Source organism: Hydrobacter penzbergensis (assembly GCF_900106985.1).
GTDB classification, from domain to species: domain Bacteria; phylum Bacteroidota; class Bacteroidia; order Chitinophagales; family Chitinophagaceae; genus Sediminibacterium; species Sediminibacterium magnilacihabitans.
The window spans coordinates 113612-131042 of the sequence record NZ_FNNO01000007.1 but is presented as its reverse complement, the minus strand read 5'-3'; the positions used below and the strand labels follow the sequence as shown (position 1 = coordinate 131042).

Below are 17431 nucleotides of genomic sequence, written 5' to 3'. Positions count from 1 at the left end.
CGTCTATCATTTACTTATTGCTGGAAAATGAGATGTGATAAACACAACAGGATTGTGAACCATTTTAAAAATCGCCAGAAACATGGACCAGACAGTTGTCTCGATAATTATTGGAGTTGTTGCTTTGATCGTAGGCCTTATAGCGGGTAAGCTGATTTTCGCCAAAAACACCCAGAAAAAAGTAGAAGAAGCCGAAATCCAGGCCAAAAACATCGTCAAAGAGGCCGAACTCAGGGCCGAGACCATCAAAAAAGAAAAACAGCTCGAAGCCAAAGAACGTTTTGTGCAACTCAAGGCAGAGCACGATAAAGAGGTATTGGAGCGTAACCGCAAGATAGGTGAGTCGGAAAACCGCGCCAAGCAGAAAGAGATCACGATCAACCAGAAAGAAGCGGCGCTGGACAAGCAGATGAAGGAGAATGAGGCCATCAAGGAAAACCTGAACCGCCAGATCGAGGTGGTGAACCTTAAGCGTACCGAACTGGAAAAACACCAGGAAGAACATATCCGCCGGCTGGAAAAAATAGCCGGACTGAGCGCCGACGAAGCGCGTGCGCAGTTGGTAGAAAGCCTGAAACAGGAAGCGCATACACGCGCCCTGGCTTTGCAGCAGGAGATCATTGAAGACGCCAAGCAGAAAGCCAATAAGGAGGCCCGTAAGATTGTGATACAATCGATCCAGCGTACGGCTGCCGAGCAAACCATTGAAAATACCGTTACCGTTTTCAACCTGGAAACCGATGAGATCAAGGGCCAGATCATTGGCCGTGAGGGTCGTAATATCCGCGCCATTGAAGCGGCAACGGGTGTTGACCTGATTGTGGACGATACCCCCGAAGCCATTGTACTTTCTTCTTTCGATCCATTGAGAAGGGAGATTGCCCGTTTGAGCTTGCAAAGACTGGTAGCGGATGGCCGTATCCACCCTGCCCGTATTGAGGAAGTAGTAGAAAAGACCCGCCGCCAGTTGGAAGAGCAGGTAATGGAAATAGGAGAGCGCACCGTTATTGAAATGGGTATTCATGGATTGCATAAGGAACTGGTGCGTATAGTAGGTAAAATGCGTTTCAGGTCTTCATACGGACAAAACCTGCTCATGCACAGCCGTGAGACCGCCAATTTGTGCGCCATCATGGCTTCGGAGCTGGGTATGAACCCCAAGCTGGCCAAGCGCGCAGGTCTTTTGCACGATATAGGTAAAGTGCCCGATGAGGAAACCGAATTGAGCCATGCCCTGTTGGGGGCCAAGCTGGCCGAAAAATATGGAGAGAACCCCGCTGTGGTGAACGCGATCGGCGCCCACCACGATGAGATGGAAATGCAATATGTGATCTCACCCATTGTACAGGCTTGTGATGCCATCAGCGGCGCCCGTCCCGGTGCCCGCCGCGAGATCATGCAGCAATACCTCCAGCGTATTAAAGACCTTGAAAACCTGGCCCTGGCTTATCCTGGTGTGGAAAAAGCCTATGCTATCCAGGCCGGCAGGGAACTGCGGGTGATCGTGGAAGCAGAAAAAGTATCTGATACCGACAGCGACAAGCTCAGCTTCGAAATAGCCCAGAAAATACAGACCGAAATGACCTATCCGGGGCAGATCAAAGTGACTGTTATCAGGGAGAAAAGGGCAGTGAACGTAGCGAGGTAAATTTATTTGGGATTCTACGCTACACCCCTTACCTTTGCCGTCCGTTAAAATTTAAAGTTATGAACGCAGCAGTTCAGTTTGTACACGACCAGTTGACAGCTAAAAAAGAGCACCCGAAGTTCAAAGCCGGTGATAATGTGACCGTTAAATATAAGATTATCGAAGGTGGTAAAGAGCGTATCCAGGATTTCCGTGGCGATGTGATCAAATTACAGGGCCAGGGAGCTACGGCTACTTTCACCGTTCGTAAGATATCTGACGGTGTAGGTGTGGAGCGTTTGTTCCCCCTGTTGTCACCCAATATCGATTCTATCGTGTTGAACAAAACCGGTAAGGTTCGCCGCGCGAAACTGTTCTACCTCCGTGAGAGAAGTGGTAAGAGCGCCCGTATCAAAGAAAAACGTTTCTAGTATTTTTAGGAAAATATTGCAAAGCGGAAGGCTAGGTAAAACTAAACTTCCGCTTTTTTGTTAAGTCTTAGGAAGGATAATTAAATTTTATGGAGGTGAGCTATTGTTTTAGTCTTACCTTTGGTGTCCTCAAAAACATTTATTTTATGGGTAATCTCGGATTCCAAGAGATCTTATTGATCGCGGTTGTTGTACTCGTTTTATTTGGTGGCAGAAAAATTCCTGAATTTATGCGTGGCCTTGGTAAAGGCATTCGTGAATTCAATGATGCTAAGAACAATGTGAAGAAAGAACTGGAAGAAGGTATGAAAGAAAAGGATCATCCTGAGACTCCTGCCAGCAACTAACCATCTTCATTATTTTCTCTCTAAAAAGTATTCTGGCCTTTGTTTCGTTTCAGCACAATCAAAGACTACCATAAGGCATTACAGAACGGCCAAACCACCTGTGTGGAGGCCGTTCGTTTTTATGTAGATGCTATCCGTGCAACAGCCTCACTGAATGCATACCTGGAAGTGTACGAAGAAGAAGCCCTTGAAAGGGCCGCAGCACTTGATGCGCAGCGCACAGCAGGTGGAACTTTTGGTGCGCTTCATGGAGTAGTGGTAGGATTGAAAGATGTGTTGTGTTACAAAGGCCATGTTGTTTCAGCTGCATCACGTATACTGGATGGCTTTCATGCCATTTACCATGCTACTGCCGTAGAAAAATTATTGGATGCCGGCGCCATCATTATCGGCCGTCATAACTGCGATGAATTTGCAATGGGTAGCAGCAATGAAAACTCTGCTTTCGGTGTGGTAAAGAACGCGCTTGATACAACAAGAGTACCGGGTGGATCATCGGGCGGATCGGCTGTAGCAGTACAGGCGGGTCTTTGTATGGTGAGCCTGGGTAGCGATACCGGAGGTTCTGTTCGACAACCGGCAGATTTCTGTGGGATCATCGGCCTCAAACCTACTTATGGAAGGATTTCCCGTTACGGACTGATCGCTTATGCTTCTTCGTTTGACCAGATAGGTATTTTTGCTGGCTCCATTGAAGATGCAGCCCTCACGCTGGAAGTAATTGCCGGTGCAGATGCATTCGACAGCACGGTTTCTGAACAGCCGGTTCCTGCTTATACGCAGGCACTGGAAACAGTTTCAGATAAACCACAGTACAAACTGGCATATTTCAGGGAAGCACTGGAACATCCCGGGCTCGACCCCGAGATCAAAGCGGCAACGGAAGCCTATATAAAAAAACTGTCCGATGCCGGGCATACTGTTGAAGCAGTTGATTTTGAATTGCTGGAATATGTGGTGCCTGCTTATTATGTGCTCACCACTGCCGAAGCCTCCAGCAACCTTTCGAGGTACGATGGCGTAAAATATGGTTACCGTGCTCCCTGTCAGGATATGGACCTTACCGCCTTGTATAAAGCTACCCGCAGCCAGGGTTTCGGTAAGGAAGTGCAACGCCGTATTATGCTGGGTAGTTTTGTACTGAGTGCCGGATATTTCGACGCTTATTTCACCAAGGCGCAACAAGTAAGGCGAATATTGAGCGACAGAACAAAAGCTATTTTCTCGCAATACGATGCACTGATTTCCCCTACGGTTCCTTCGCCGGCTTTCAAATTTGGCGAAATGAGCCACGATCCGGTGGAAATGTTCCTCGCCGATATCTATACTGTATTTGCCAACCTGGTGGGTATTCCGGGCATATCCATTCCCCTTTTCAAACACTCCAACGGCATGCCCTTCGGCCTGCAGGTCATGGCTTCTCATTTCGATGAGGTATCTTTGCTGCGTATTTCGAAAGACATGATGTCTTTGCAGTAAAAGCCCAAAAATCGTATTCATGCGTTGGTTCGGGATCAGTCTTCATTGTCCCATTGCTGTTTCCAGGCTCACCCTGGTGGCTTTTGCTTTCATAATGGGTGGAATGACCACTCTGTCGTTTACCAACGCGTACGCTGATAAACCCTTGAGTGATTCCACCATTGACGGCAAGTATGGTTTCAAGAGTCTTTTCAAAAACGATCATTTCGATGCTACCAAGCCCTATGCGGCCCAGTTGAATCCGCGGGCTGTTTCTTTCGTGGAAGAATATATCAGAAAACAAGGCAAAGAGCTGGAGCGAATGAAAGGCTGGGGCCGTCCGTATTTCGACCTGTACGATAATATCCTGGACCAATATGGTTTGCCCAGGGAGATGAAATACCTGAGCGTGATCGAAAGTCACCTTAATTCCGGGCTGGTATCCTGGGCAGGCGCCGTAGGTCCCTGGCAACTGATGGATTATGAGGCAAAACGTTTTGGCCTGCGGGTAGGTGGCAGGGGCGATGAACGGATGGATTATTATAAGAGCACCCATGTGGCTGCCAAGCTCATGAAAGAGTTGTATGATGAGTTTGGCGACTGGCTGCTGGTGGTAGCTGCTTACAATGGTGGCAGCGGCAGGGTGAGGCAGGCGATACGAAAAGCAGGCAGCCGTGATTTCTGGAACCTGCAATATTACCTGCCGGAAGAGACGCGAAACCACGTTAAAAAATTCATCGGCACCCATTATATATTTGAAGGCAGCGGTGGCCTCACCACCATGACGGCCAGCGAAACAGAAGTACAAAAAGAGGCCATGCTCCGTACGCAGGAAGTAGCATTAAGTACCGATGAACTGGCAGGCAGTGCTATAGTGGAAGTAAGCGGACGATACCGTTCTTCTGTACTGGTACAACAACTCTCCCTCGACGCGGTACAATTCCATAAATGGAACCCCGGTTTCGATAAAACCCTTTCAGCAGGAAAAAAATACAGCCTCCGCCTTCCGAAAGACAAACTCCCGGTTTTTGAAGCAATCAAAGGACAATTACTCATGGAATCACTCAAACTGTTATTACAGGGAAACCTGAATGCAGGATAAGTCGTGTATTAGCCCGGAAATAGCTTGAGAAAAGCAGTAACGGCAAATAGATTAGAAAATATTTAAAAGTGGTTGTTTTAAACTCTCTTTAATTGAATATTAATTAATAATATTTCGAATTCTTAGATACGCTTTTTATTTTTCTAAGAATCAGCTGTGCCGGGACCGAGTTTACTCTTTCAGGTGCAGCTTTTTTTTAAATCTAAAACGTACTACATGAGAGACCCATTAACCAAAATCTTCATCCTGGCATTGTTTTGTGCAATGCCAATGGTCATGCTGGCACAATTTACTGCTTCAGGTGTTGTAACAGATGCCTCACACAATCCCCTTGCGGGAGTTTCTGTAAAGGTCAAAAATACCAGCCGGGGTACCCTGACCGACCAAAATGGAAAATTCAGTCTTACCATTCCCGGAGCCAAAGCCATTCTCGAAATTTCCTATGTTGGTTACCTGACAGAAGTCCAAACCATTACGGCTACAACAGGTGCACTTTCCATTGTAATGAAAGAAGGTACCACCAGTTTGGAAGGCATCGTAGTGGTAGGTAGCCGTGCATTGCCCCGTTCGGCCGCAACCACGCCGTTGCCGGTTGATAATTTCGATGCCAGCGCTTTGAAAACCACCGGACAGGTCAGCTTTGATAAGAGCCTGATGTACCGGGTACCTTCATTCAACTCCGTGAACACACCGGTGAACGATGCAACCACCTTGCTGGATCCTTATGAGATCAGGAACCTGGGACCCAGCCGTACGCTTATCCTGATCAATGGTAAAAGAAAGAACCTGAGTTCACTGTTGTATGTTCAGTTTGCACCGGGACGTGGTGAGACCGGCGCAGACCTGTCGGCCATTCCCACTGATGCCATCAAAAGAGTGGAGATATTAAGAGATGGGGCTTCTGCGCAATATGGATCAGATGCCATTGCGGGGGTAATGAATATTATTTTGAAAGACAGATACCAGTATAGTTCCTTGACAGTGAATTCGGGTATTACACACAAAGGGGACGGCGCTACTTATGGCGTATCGTATAACAGCGGTTCCAATATTGCCAAAAATGGTTTCCTGAATTATACGGTTGATTTCAGCCGGCAGGAAAACGCCGTTCGTTCCGGCATCATTGATGTGCCTACTGAAGTAGCCACTTTCGGAGATCCTACATTACCACTGACCGATCCTGCCAATAAACCAATTGTAGATTACCTGAAAGTATATCCTAACGCTAACAATACAAACGGTACCGGTGATGCCAGCGCTGCCAAATTCCTTGTTAACCTCGGCGTACCCTTAGGAGAAAACGGCGGCGAGTTTTACAGTAATGCCGCACTGGTTGTAAAAAGAGTTTTAAGTAATGCGAACTACAGAACGCCTTATTGGAAAAAAGATTACGGATTACTGCATACACCCAACCCGAACGGGGTTGATTATACCGGAAGCACCGATCCAGCATCGATCGCTTTGTACAAAGGATACATCGGCTATCAGCCTACATTTGAAGGTCAACTCGTAGATTACAATGCAACCCTAGGAGTGAAGGATGAAAAGAACGGATGGAAACAGGATGTTAGCTTAACAATAGGCGGCAACCAACAATTGTACAGTGTTGACAATACGGTAAACCATAGCTTGAAATCGAAAAGTCCTACTTCATTCAGGCCTGGTGGTTTCCGGTTCTCGCATATTGTAGGTAACTACGATATTTCCAAATCCATTACCGATAACTTCAGCCTGGCATTCGGTTCCGAGATTAGGATGGAAACCTATAAGATCATTGCAGGCGATACGGCTTCTTATTCCGGACAGGGCGCCAATTCTTTCCCGGGTATACGTACAGAAAATGCCACTACCAACAGCCGCTTTAACTTCGGCGCTTATACAGACGCCAGTTGGGATATTACCAAAGACTTTTTGGTGGATGGCGCCATCCGTGCAGAGCACTATAGCGATTTCGGAGATGCATTTGTGTGGAAATTGTCTTCCCGTTACAAACTGGCCGATGACCGTTTTGTGATCAGGGGATCGGCTTCTACGGGATTCAGGGCGCCTACATTGCACCAGATCTATGACCAGTCTACACAAGCCTCTTTCGTAGCCGGTACCATCCAGTTATCCGGATTGTTCAATAACTATAGCCAGCAAGCGTTCCTGTTGGGTGTACCCAAACTAAAACCGGAAAAATCAAATAACTACACCATCGGTATTGGCATTACACCCAATAAAAATTTCAATATCACAGTAGACTATTATGATATTACCATCAAAGACAGGATCGTTTACAGTTCCGCCATCTCTTCCAATAATCCCAACAGCACACTTGGGCAGATATTGCAACAGGCAGGTATTGTACAAATACAATTCTTCATCAATGGTATCGAAACCAAGACCCGAGGAATTGATTATGTAGCCAATTATCGCAACGTGGCACTGGGCGCCGGCAAGCTGGGCTTTAACCTGGCGGGTAACGTAACACTCAGTAACGAGATCGTTGGTACGCCTAACGATCCGGCTGCCATCAAGGCCGATGGAGGTACTATTCTCAGTGCGCAGATCAAATCTTTGCTTACAGAGAGCCGGCCTAAATTCAAGACAGTAGTTGGTGTGGACTACCATGTAAAAAAATGGAGCTTTAATCTCAACAACACAGTATTCGGACCTACCAAATTCCAGGACCTGGATAACGGCGGTGATATTATGAATAATATCAAGCAGGTTTTCAAAACAAATGTTGTGACTGACCTGAATATCGGATATGATATTAGCAGCAAAGTATCGGCTTCTGTTACCGTTAACAACCTATTCAACGTGTTGCCCAAATGGGAGTTGCAGTTGACCGGTAATGCATCTGATCCGAACTATGCGGCTGCCAAGAGCACTTTGAAAAGTCCTGCCGACAAAAGCTTGCTGGAAGGATTCCTGGCTTTCAGTGGCCGCTACCGAATCCTGGGATACAATGGATCACAGTTCAGCCAATTGGGAACCATTTTCAATGCTTCCGTAACTATTAAGTTTTAGACTGGGTTTCAATAACAATAAACATACAGGCACTTATGTCACCGCGACATAAGTGCCTTTTTAATGCGATAACTTCGTTCCATATTGTACACAGATGATAAAGATCAAAAGGGTAACGGAAATGGTTGAACTGCAGGGAATATTGCAGTTGCAGCAAGAGAACCTGAAAAAAAATGTATCGGCCGGGGAAGCAGGCAGCGAAGGTTTTGTTACGGCTGAATATACGCTTGCATTTCTGGAAGCCATGCACCGGGCGAGTCCCTCGGTGATTGCAAAAGACGGCGACCGGGTAGTGGGTTATGCCCTGGTGGCTGTAAAATCGGTAGGCAAAGATCATGATCTGCTGGCCGATCTGTTTCATACCATCGATCAAAAGAGGTATAAAGATGTTTCGTTGAAGGATGCCCGCTATGTAGTGGTAGGCCAGCTATGTGTAGCAAAAGGGTATCGTGGTATGGGACTGGTGCAGCAGTTATACCGGCATTTCAGGGAAGTTTTGTCGGGAGAATTTGATTATTGCCTCACCGATATCGCCCAGGAAAATGCACGTTCGTTGAAAGCACACCTCAAAACGGGTTTCCAGGTGCTGGACACGCTGAATTACGGCGGTATGGTTTGGGATATTGTGTTGTGGGACTGGAAGTAGTTGCTTAGCGATCTTGCCCATTGAGCACTTGCTGTATGGCAGATGCTTTCAATAAACACTCCTCGTATTCCTTTTCAGCATCGCTGTAGAAGGTGATGCCACCACCTACCTGGTAATTGAGGTAACGGGTTGTGGCATTGTAAAAAAGACTCCTGATTACTACGTTGAAATCGTAATTGCCTTCGGGGTCTATATAGCCAACAGCACCTGAATACAAACCTCTTTTAGTTCTTTCAAACTGCTCGATCAGTTCCAACACCCTTCTTTTGGGTGCGCCTGTCATGCTACCCATGGGAAAGCTGGCTTTCAATACATCGGCGAGGTTTATTCCTTCTTTGAGTTCTCCCTTGATGGTAGAGATCATCTGGTGTACCTGCGGAAAACTATAGACACCGAAGAGCTCTTCCACTTCCACGGTTCCCTCTTTACAAACCCGGCTCAGGTCGTTGCGCACCAGGTCAACCACCATCACGTTTTCGCTGCGGTCTTTTTCGCTTTGCTGTAACCGGGCGATCAATTGCTTATCTGCCTCCTCATTTAACAAATCTCTTTTTATTGTTCCTTTGATGGGCTGGGAGATAAGGGTGTTTCCCTTTTTCTGCAAGTACCGTTCGGGACTGGCGCAAAGCAAGTATTGATCCTCGAGTTTGTAAAAGCAGGCAAAGGGGGTAGGCGACATGGCCGTGAGGCGGGCGTAGAGCGACAAAGGAGATACTGTTACCTGTTCTGCAAAGAATTCCTGGCAGAAATTGATCTCATAACAGTCGCCCCTGAGGATATGCCGCTGCAATTGTTTAACGATAGACAGGTAGTCTTCCTTGCTGATCCTGGCGTTGGTTTGAATACTGGCATTATCTGATGCTGGCGGAACCGGGTCGCAAGACTGTATACTGTTGAATATATCGGCCGGATGACCGTTGAGGCTTGAAATGGTTAGCGCTGTACCACTCAGTTGCAGAACCGTTTGCGGCCTGTAAAAAAACAGGGTTGGAAAGCCGATGAAATCGGGGTGATGAGATGGAAGGCCTTCTATTTCGCTCTTGAGATCGTAGGAAATATGGCCAAAGAGCCAGTCCTTCTGTTGCGCCAGGAAACCGGCGAAAGCAGGCAGTATATTCTCCGTTGGGTTGAAGATAGTTTCGGCGCCGACAGCTACAAGACATTCAACGGAATGATGGCTGGAATGGTATTGGTGGTTATCCAGAAAAGAACAAATGTTGAATCGGTTGGCCCAGTTCAACATTTGCTTTTTAAATATTGCAGTATCGGGTACTGTGAATTTAGCTGTTGTTCTATTCACGTGCAGGATGATTAGAAATCATCGTCTTCATCGTCGTCGAATCCGCCACTCTTATCATTGAAAAGGTCGAATTCCTTGAAGTCATCATCTAATTTGAAGTCATCATCGTCCTCTCCGCCTTTCTTCTTCCCGCCGCCGCCACTTTTTTTGGTCTTGCTTTTAGGAATATCGAATTCGTCGAAGTCAGGATCCCAATTGTCGTCTTCCTCTGCTTTGTCCCAATCGTCTTCGGGCTCATCTCCATAATCATCATCGTCGTCTTCGTCCTTCGATTTTTTCGATGCGGCTTTGGACGCTTTCTTACCTGGCGCAGGTTTTACATCCATATCATCGTCGTCATCAATATCGTCATCATCATCGTCCGTTTGCTTCTTGCTTTTGGAAGACGGTTTCTCATCCGCATTTTTTGCAGGAGCATTTTTGGGTACCGCGGGTTTCTTGTCCTTGTCAGATTTTGCTGCCATAAACCAATCAGATTACTGCGTAAAATTTCAACGCAAATCGATATGAACCAAATATTTTTTTTCTTTCACAAATGCAGTGCCAACCGACCTTAAATGTGCACGATTTGTTCGCGTCCGGGTCCATTGGAAACATATTTAACCGGAGCGCCGATGTATTGATTGATAAAGTTAATATACGTATGCATGGTATCGGGCAATGCCGCGCTTTCTTTTACTTTGGTAGTATCGGAATGCCAGCCCTTGAAACTTTGTAACTGGGGCTCGGCCTGTACCCTTGGCAATTGATAAGGCACTTCTTTTGTTTCTATACCATTGATATTATAGGCAGTACATACTTTTAGTTCTTCGAATGAATCGAGCACATCGGCTTTGGTCATGATTACTTGTGTAACACCGTTGATCATGCAGGCATATTTGAGCGCTACGAGATCGATCCATCCGCAGCGGCGGGGACGTCCGGTGGTAGCGCCAAACTCATTACCGATTTTGCGCAGCTCTTCACCGGTAGCATCATGCAGTTCGGTGGGGAATGGTCCGCTGCCCACCCTGGTACAATAAGCTTTTGTTACGCCCAATACTTCGTTGATCTGTTTGGGTGATACGCCCAAACCGGTACAAACGCCGGCAGAAATCGTATTAGAAGAAGTAACAAAGGGAAATGTGCCGAAATCGATATCCAGCATGCTGCCCTGTGCGCCTTCGGCCAATACTTTCTTGCCCTCGGCAATTTTATTGTTAACGAAATATTCGCAATTGATCACTTTAAGTGTCTTGAGGAATTCCAGCGCTTCGAAAAATTCTTCTTCCCAGGCAGAGATATCTTCCATGAAATGGAAATTATCGAGCAGTTTCTGGTGCTTAAGCCGCAGCTTAATGTATTGGGTGGTAAAACTTTTATCAAGCAGGTCACCCACGTGCAAAGCATTTCTTCCTGTTTTATCCATATACGCTGGGCCGATACCTTTTAAAGTAGAGCCGATCTTAGCTTCTCCTTTGGAAAGTTCGGATGCTTTATCGAGAGCGCGGTGGGTAGGCAGGATGATGTTGGTCCTGTCGGAAATGAAGAGATTCTTTTTTACATCGATGCCAAAAGCCGCTACGGCGTCGCATTCTCTTTTCAAAGTAACAGGATCGAGTACTACACCATTCCCGATCACGTTGATGGTGTTCTGATGAAAAATACCGGAGGGTATCTGGTGGAGCACCATTTTCTTGCCATCTACATACAAAGTGTGCCCGGCATTCGGACCACCCTGGAAACGGGCAATGATATCATAATGAGGGGCGAAATAATCAACGATCTTTCCCTTGCCCTCATCTCCCCATTGCAAACCTAAAATTACATCTACCATAATAAGCTTTTGAAATCGCGGCAAAAATAGGATGTAGCGCGGGCTTTTTTTAAAAAAACTGAAAAACTAAACTGTCTCCGTATCAAACCTATCAACTGTTTGTATTCCGGCCAGTGATTTTAACCGGCTCACCAGCTCTTCCAGCTCTTCTTTATCGTGTACAAACACTTTGATGGTACCCTGGAACAGACCTTCCTTCGACTCAATGGTCAAGGCAGCGATATTGATGCGCAGGTCGCCACTGATTACATTGGTAATTTTATTAATGACACCCACGTCATCGAGTCCCACGATCTTGAGGCCGGTAAGAAAAGAAATCTCCTTGTTCTTGGCCCATTTGGTTTTCACAACGCGGTGCCCGTAATTGGCCAGGAGTTGGGCGGCATTGGGACAACTGGTGCGGTGTATGATGAGACCTTTACCTGTGCTCACAAAACCAAATACGTCGTCGCCCGGGATGGGGTTACAGCATTTGGCCAGCGAATACATGATCTTATCGCTGCTCTCTCCGAATATGATGAGTTCCGAGTCTTTGCGGTTGAAGGTTTTGTGGTGGGTATGGTCAACAACAGGCTCGCCAACAATAAGGGGTTTGGGCTTGGGGATCTCCAGTTTATCGCCCAGCACCTGGAATTCTTTCAGTTCTTTGAGATCGATGGCCTTGGTGGCGATGCGGTAATGCAGGTCGAGCGAAGAAGGTGCTTTGTAAAACTGTACCAGTTCTTCGATGTTATACTGACTATAAGCGGCGCCCATGGCCTCCAGTTTCCGTTGCAGGAGGTATTTGCCGTCTTCTGCCACCTTTCTTTTTTCTTCGCGCAGTGCGTCTTTGATCTTGTTCCTGGCTTTGGCGGTTACCACAAAGCTGAGCCAGTCTTCCGAAGGTTTCTGCTTGCTGCTGGTGATGATCTCCACCTGGTCGCCACTGCGCAGCTTATGACTGATGGGCACCAGCTTATGGTGTACTTTGGCGCCGATACATTTGGTGCCGATGGCCGAGTGGATGGCAAAAGCAAAATCCAGCGCTGTGCTACCCGTAGGCAACATCTTCACTTCGCCCTTGGGGGTGTATACATAGATTTCTTCAGCGAGGAAAGAGGTCTTGAAATCCTGCAGAAAGTCGACACCATCAGCGGTATCGGGTGTATTGAGCACTTCACGGATCTGTCCGAACCATTTATCGAAACGGTCCTCATCGTTACTGCCTTCCTTGTATTTATAATGCGCTGCCAGTCCTTTTTCAGCGATCTCGTTCATCCGCTTGGTGCGGATCTGTACTTCCACCCATTTTCCCTGCGGACCCATCACCGTTGTGTGCAAGGCTTCATACCCATTGCTTTTGGGGTTGCTGAGCCAGTCGCGCAGTCTTTCCGGTGAAGGCATGTATTCATCGGTGATCATGGAATAAACTTTCCAGCAATCTTCTTTTTCTTTTTCGGGAGGAGAGTCGAGTATCACACGGATGGCGAATAAATCGTATACCTCTTCAAACGAAACACTTTTCTTTTTGATCTTGTTCCAGATGGAATGGATGCTTTTGGGTCTTCCGTAAATCTCGAAATGGAAGCCTGAGGCTGTGAGTTTTTCTTTTAACGGGCGGATGAATTCGTTGATATAGCGTGTGCGTTCCCTTTTGGTTTCAGACAACCGTTTGGCAATCTCGCGATAGGCTTCGGGTTCGAGGTATTTCATCGACAGGTCTTCCAACTCTGTCTTGATGTTGTAAAGCCCCATGCGATGGGCCAGCGGCGCATATACCCACACGGTCTCAGAAGCGATCTTCAGTTGCTTTTCGCGCTTCATGGAATCGAGCGTGCGCATATTGTGCAGGCGATCGGCCAGTTTGATAAGGATTACCCGCGGATCATCGGTAAGGGTAAGCAGGATCTTCTTGAAGTTTTCGGCCTGCTGCGAAGTGTTGGTGTCGATAACATTGGAAATCTTGGTCAGTCCGTCTACGATCTTGGCAATCTCGGTCCCGAATTCGTGTTCCACATCTTCCAGGGTAATATCGGTATCTTCCACGGTATCGTGCAGCAGTGCGCAGATGGTGCTGCGTACGCCCAGGCCGATCTCTTCCACGCAGATCATGGCCACGGCGATGGGGTGCAGGATATAGGGCTCCCCGCTTTTGCGGCGCATGGTCTTGTGTGCATCGGCGGCCATTTCAAAAGCATGGCGCAGCAGTTCCTTATCGCCTTTTTTCAGCTTGGGCCTGAGTGCGCGCAACAAGGCGCGGTAATGCCTCACAATCTCATTTTTTTCCTGCTCTGGACTGAGATTATAGGCGGGCAAAGGGGCTTCGATCGTGGTTACTTGCGTTGACTCCATATTCAGCTTACGAAATTACGGAATTCAAGAAGCATTTTGAATTACACGACCGGTAACGGCCTCCTTATGAATCTTCTTACCTTTACACTCTATCATGAGTGAGACGCCTAAAAAGAAGGTTTTCGATTTTTCATTGCTGGGAAGGGTTTTCCGTTTTGTAAAGCCATACCGGTGGTTATTTTACCTGAGTATTGTACTGGCCATTCTGATGGCCATATTTGCTCCTGTACGCCCTTATCTCATACAGCTCACAGTTGATAAAGCAACGGGCAAAGCCGTGCTGGCGCCGCAATGGCTGAAAGCTTTGTTGTTCGGGACCGATCTGAGTGATGCCACCCGGTTTATCATTGCCGTTACGCTTTTCCAGGTGGTCTTTTTGTTCGTGGAAACGACTATACGGTTCGTATTCAGTTTTATTACGGCATGGATGGGACAAAGTGTGGTAAAGGACATGCGTATTACCGTGTACCGCAAGATACTGGGGCTCAATTTGCGGCAATTCGACCGTACACCCATTGGCACCCTGACCACGCGTACCATCAACGATATTGAAAGTATCAATGATATTTTTTCAGACGGGTTGATCCCGATCATTGCCGATCTGCTCACCATCGTTATTACATTGGGTACTATGTTCTGGATGGATTGGCGCCTGACACTGATCTGCCTGGTGCCTTTTCCGGTGATGATCGTAGCCACGTATTATTTTAAGGAGAGCGTGAACAAAAGTTTTATCCGGGTAAGGAATGCAGTGGCCAGTCTCAATGCTTTTGTACAGGAGCACATTACCGGTATGCAGGTGGTGCAGGCTTTTTCGGCAGAAGAGCGGGAGTTTACCAAGTTTAAAAAGATCAACAGCGAGCACCGCAACGCCAATATCAAAGCCATTTTCGCTTATTCTGTTTTCTTTCCCGTGGTGGAGGTGGTACTGGCGCTGAGCATGGGCTTCCTGGTATGGTGGATCGCCGACCGTTCGCTGGATGCGGGATTGCTGATTGCCTTTATCCTTTACCTTAACCAGATATTCAGACCGCTGCGGGTGATTGCCGATAAGTTCAATGTGTTGCAGATGGGTATGATTGCGGCGGAAAGGGTGTTGAAAGTGCTGGACAATACCGATGAAATTGTACCGGTTGCCGAAGGGGCTTACCAGCCGGCGCATATCCGGGGAGAGATACGTTTTGAAAAAGTGTGGTTTGCTTATATCGATGAGCAATATGTATTGAAGGATATCGATTTTGAAGTGAAAGCAGGCCAGACGGTGGCGTTAGTAGGGCATACCGGCAGCGGAAAGACTTCCATCATCAGCCTGCTGAACAGGCTGTACCACATACAAAAAGGGTCGATCAAAATAGACGGGGTAAATGTGGAAGATTATGAGCTCGACTGTTTGAGAAAGGGCATTGGTGTAGTGTTGCAGGACGTGTTCCTGTTTTCGGGATCGGTCATGGACAATATCACTTTGCGTAACCCGGATATTTCGGGAAGCCAGGTGATGGAGGCAGCCAAAATGATCGGGGTCCATGATTTCATCATGCAATTACCGGGTGGATATGATTACAATGTGATGGAAAGGGGCAGCACCCTGAGCCTGGGACAGCGCCAGTTGCTGTCGTTCATCAGGGCACTTTTGTATAATCCTTCCATATTGATCCTGGATGAAGCCACTTCGTCGGTTGACACAGAAAGTGAACAACTCATTGAGAGAGCGATAGATACGCTCATTTCGGGCCGGACTTCCATCGTTATTGCCCACAGGCTTTCCACGATCCGTAAGGCCGATAAAATCATCGTACTTGACAAGGGTGAGATCAGGGAAACCGGTAACCACGAAGAGCTTTTACTGCTGGGTGGTTTCTATGCCAAACTGCATGAAATGCAGTTCGAAAAGCAAAAACAAAAAGTGGCAGTAGCCGGCTGATTTTACCCCCCATACCCCTATCTTTGCGCCAAATTTCGGAACAGGTATGAGCCTCAGAAGTGTACAATCTTTACTGGTAGCGACTTTCGGCCTTTTATTGATAACTTTTTCTAATGTGAGCCTTGCCCAGGATTCAGCCCATGCCGTGGCTGCTGAAGGGAAAGAAGCAGCCCATGCTGAAAAGGAAGGAAAATTTAATGTTACCGAAACAATTCTCGAGCATATCAAAGACAGTCACAGCTGGCATCTTTGGGGGCATACTTCCATACACCTTCCGGTGATCCTTTATTCTGATAAAGGATTGGAATCTTTTTCTTCCAGCAAGCTGATGAATGAACACCATGAGCAAGTGGTGTATAATGGTCATTATCCTTACAAAGTAGTGGATGGAAAGATCAGGGTGGTGAATGCAGATGGTTCAGTGAACAAAGAAGCTTCAGCCAGGGTTTGGGATTTCTCTATCACCAAAAATGTAACGGCTTTATTGGTAAGTGTAACCCTGTTAATGCTGATCTTCCTTTCTGTTGCTGCGGCATATAAAAAGAGAGGTGTTAAATCGGCGCCCAAGGGTTTGCAGTCTTTTATGGAACCTGTGATCCTGTTTGTGCGTGATGAAGTGGCCAAGCCGAATATCGGCCATCACTATATCAAGTACATGCCGTTCCTGCTTAGTCTTTTTTTCCTGATATTGATCAATAATTTCCTGGGTCTGATCCCTTTCTTTCCCGGTGGAGCCAACCTGAGCGGTAATATCGCTTTTACGATGACGCTGGCGGTATGTGTGTTCATCGTAGTAAATATCAAGGGAAATAAGAGTTACTGGAAGCATATTTTCTGGATGCCGGGTATGCACTGGAGCATGAAGCTATTCCTGGCGCCTATTGAGTTGATCGGTGTTTTCATCAAGCCTATATCATTAATGGTGCGATTGTTTGCCAACCTGACGGCCGGTCACATCCTGGTGTTGAGTTTGGTTTGCCTGATCTTTATCTTTAAAACAGTATATGCTTCAGCAATAGCGGTGCCGTTTGCAGTGTTCATTAGTTTGATTGAGTTGCTGGTAGCATTTTTGCAGGCGTATATTTTTGCGATGCTCAGTGCGATGTATATAGGGATGGCGATAGAAGAGCACCACCACCATGGTGATCATGACCCGCATTATAACGAATCAGAAGATTAATTTTTTTTCAATAACAATTAAAATGTAACAAAATGGTAGTAGGAAGTGTTGCCGCAATCGGCGCTGGTTTAGCTGCTATCGGTGCCGGTATCGGTATCGGACAAATCGGTAAGGGCGCCGTTGAAGGTATTGCCCGTCAGCCGGAAGCTGCTAACGACATCCGTGCAAACATGATCGTTGCCGCTGCCTTCGTGGAAGCGGTTGCCCTGTTTGCGGTGGTGGTTGCCCTGTTGGGTAATGGTTAATCCATCAAACGC

14 protein-coding genes are annotated in these 17431 nt (G+C 47.0%); 10 read left to right on the top strand and 4 right to left on the bottom strand.

Annotated elements, in window-relative coordinates; genetic code table 11:
- The first annotated feature begins 82 nt into the window (after nt 1–82).
- From rny to BLU98_RS09340, 7 genes are all read left to right on the top strand, one after another.
- Nucleotides 83–1648 (top strand): ribonuclease Y, encoded by a 1566-nt coding sequence (gene rny, locus BLU98_RS09370; RefSeq protein ID WP_092723764.1) that lies wholly within the window; start codon nt 83–85, stop codon nt 1646–1648.
- A 59-nt stretch (nt 1649–1707) separates the two neighbouring features.
- On the top strand, nt 1708–2058 hold the full coding sequence (rplS, locus tag BLU98_RS09365) for a 50S ribosomal protein L19 (RefSeq protein ID WP_026768986.1): 351 nt from the start codon (nt 1708–1710) through the stop codon (nt 2056–2058).
- Nucleotides 2059–2147: 89 nt separating this feature from the next.
- Nucleotides 2148–2405, top strand: coding sequence for a Sec-independent protein translocase subunit TatA/TatB (locus BLU98_RS09360; RefSeq protein WP_257574857.1), 258 nt, complete (start codon nt 2148–2150; stop codon nt 2403–2405).
- A gap of 39 nt (nt 2406–2444) precedes the next feature.
- Complete coding sequence (gene gatA / locus BLU98_RS09355) at nt 2445–3884, top strand: Asp-tRNA(Asn)/Glu-tRNA(Gln) amidotransferase subunit GatA (RefSeq protein WP_092723763.1); 1440 nt, start codon at nt 2445–2447, stop codon at nt 3882–3884.
- Between the two features lie 19 nt (nt 3885–3903).
- The gene (locus BLU98_RS09350; RefSeq protein ID WP_092723762.1) at nt 3904–4965 is read left to right on the top strand and encodes a lytic transglycosylase domain-containing protein; all 1062 of its coding nucleotides are present in this window, start codon (nt 3904–3906) and stop codon (nt 4963–4965) included.
- Nucleotides 4966–5181: 216 nt separating this feature from the next.
- A complete protein-coding gene (locus BLU98_RS09345; protein ID WP_092723761.1) occupies nt 5182–7980 on the top strand; it encodes a TonB-dependent receptor in 2799 nt (932 codons plus the stop codon).
- Nucleotides 7981–8074: 94 nt separating this feature from the next.
- On the top strand, nt 8075–8626 hold the full coding sequence (locus tag BLU98_RS09340; protein ID WP_092723760.1) for a GNAT family N-acetyltransferase: 552 nt from the start codon (nt 8075–8077) through the stop codon (nt 8624–8626).
- 4 nt (nt 8627–8630) lie between these two features.
- Here the strand turns inward: BLU98_RS09340 and BLU98_RS09335 are convergent, their stop codons facing one another.
- The 4 genes from BLU98_RS09335 to BLU98_RS09320 all read right to left on the bottom strand — a co-directional run bounded on the left by BLU98_RS09335 (nt 8631) and on the right by BLU98_RS09320 (nt 14073).
- A complete protein-coding gene (locus tag BLU98_RS09335; RefSeq protein WP_257574855.1) occupies nt 8631–9926 on the bottom strand; it encodes an anthranilate synthase component I family protein in 1296 nt (431 codons plus the stop codon).
- An 11-nt stretch (nt 9927–9937) separates the two neighbouring features.
- Nucleotides 9938–10390 carry a hypothetical protein gene (locus BLU98_RS09330; protein ID WP_092723758.1) on the bottom strand — a complete coding sequence of 151 codons (453 nt, stop codon included), beginning with the start codon at nt 10388–10390 and terminating at the stop codon, nt 9938–9940.
- A gap of 89 nt (nt 10391–10479) precedes the next feature.
- Nucleotides 10480–11742 (bottom strand): adenylosuccinate synthase, encoded by a 1263-nt coding sequence (locus tag BLU98_RS09325; protein ID WP_092723757.1) that lies wholly within the window; start codon nt 11740–11742, stop codon nt 10480–10482.
- A 66-nt stretch (nt 11743–11808) separates the two neighbouring features.
- Nucleotides 11809–14073, bottom strand: coding sequence for a RelA/SpoT family protein (locus BLU98_RS09320; RefSeq protein ID WP_092723756.1), 2265 nt, complete (start codon nt 14071–14073; stop codon nt 11809–11811).
- A 94-nt stretch (nt 14074–14167) separates the two neighbouring features.
- Between BLU98_RS09320 and BLU98_RS09315 the strand changes: the two genes are divergently transcribed.
- The 3 genes from BLU98_RS09315 to atpE are packed head-to-tail and all read left to right on the top strand — an operon-like array spanning nt 14168 to nt 17419.
- Complete coding sequence (locus BLU98_RS09315; RefSeq protein WP_092723755.1) at nt 14168–15994, top strand: ABC transporter ATP-binding protein; 1827 nt, start codon at nt 14168–14170, stop codon at nt 15992–15994.
- 46 nt (nt 15995–16040) lie between these two features.
- Entirely contained in the window at nt 16041–17174 is a 1134-nt protein-coding gene (gene atpB / locus BLU98_RS09310; RefSeq protein WP_092723754.1) for a F0F1 ATP synthase subunit A, read from the top strand.
- 32 nt (nt 17175–17206) lie between these two features.
- Complete coding sequence (atpE, locus tag BLU98_RS09305; protein ID WP_026768996.1) at nt 17207–17419, top strand: ATP synthase F0 subunit C; 213 nt, start codon at nt 17207–17209, stop codon at nt 17417–17419.
- Nucleotides 17420–17431 lie beyond the last annotated feature (12 nt).

Bases quoted from the DNA above. Each gene is read 5' to 3' on its own strand.
- rplS (WP_026768986.1), top strand. From the start codon at position 1,708: ATGAACGCAGCAGTTCAGTTTGTACACGACCAGTTGACAGCTAAAAAA.
- BLU98_RS09340 (WP_092723760.1), top strand. From the start codon at position 8,075: ATGATAAAGATCAAAAGGGTAACGGAAATGGTTGAACTGCAGGGAATA.
- rny (WP_092723764.1), top strand. From the start codon at position 83: ATGGACCAGACAGTTGTCTCGATAATTATTGGAGTTGTTGCTTTGATC.
- BLU98_RS09320 (WP_092723756.1), bottom strand. From the start codon at position 14,073: ATGGAGTCAACGCAAGTAACCACGATCGAAGCCCCTTTGCCCGCCTAT.
- atpE (WP_026768996.1), top strand. From the start codon at position 17,207: ATGGTAGTAGGAAGTGTTGCCGCAATCGGCGCTGGTTTAGCTGCTATC.
- BLU98_RS09360 (WP_257574857.1), top strand. From the start codon at position 2,148: ATGGAGGTGAGCTATTGTTTTAGTCTTACCTTTGGTGTCCTCAAAAAC.
- BLU98_RS09330 (WP_092723758.1), bottom strand. From the start codon at position 10,390: ATGGCAGCAAAATCTGACAAGGACAAGAAACCCGCGGTACCCAAAAAT.
- BLU98_RS09315 (WP_092723755.1), top strand. From the start codon at position 14,168: ATGAGTGAGACGCCTAAAAAGAAGGTTTTCGATTTTTCATTGCTGGGA.
- BLU98_RS09350 (WP_092723762.1), top strand. From the start codon at position 3,904: ATGCGTTGGTTCGGGATCAGTCTTCATTGTCCCATTGCTGTTTCCAGG.
- atpB (WP_092723754.1), top strand. From the start codon at position 16,041: ATGAGCCTCAGAAGTGTACAATCTTTACTGGTAGCGACTTTCGGCCTT.
- BLU98_RS09325 (WP_092723757.1), bottom strand. From the start codon at position 11,742: ATGGTAGATGTAATTTTAGGTTTGCAATGGGGAGATGAGGGCAAGGGA.
- BLU98_RS09345 (WP_092723761.1), top strand. From the start codon at position 5,182: ATGAGAGACCCATTAACCAAAATCTTCATCCTGGCATTGTTTTGTGCA.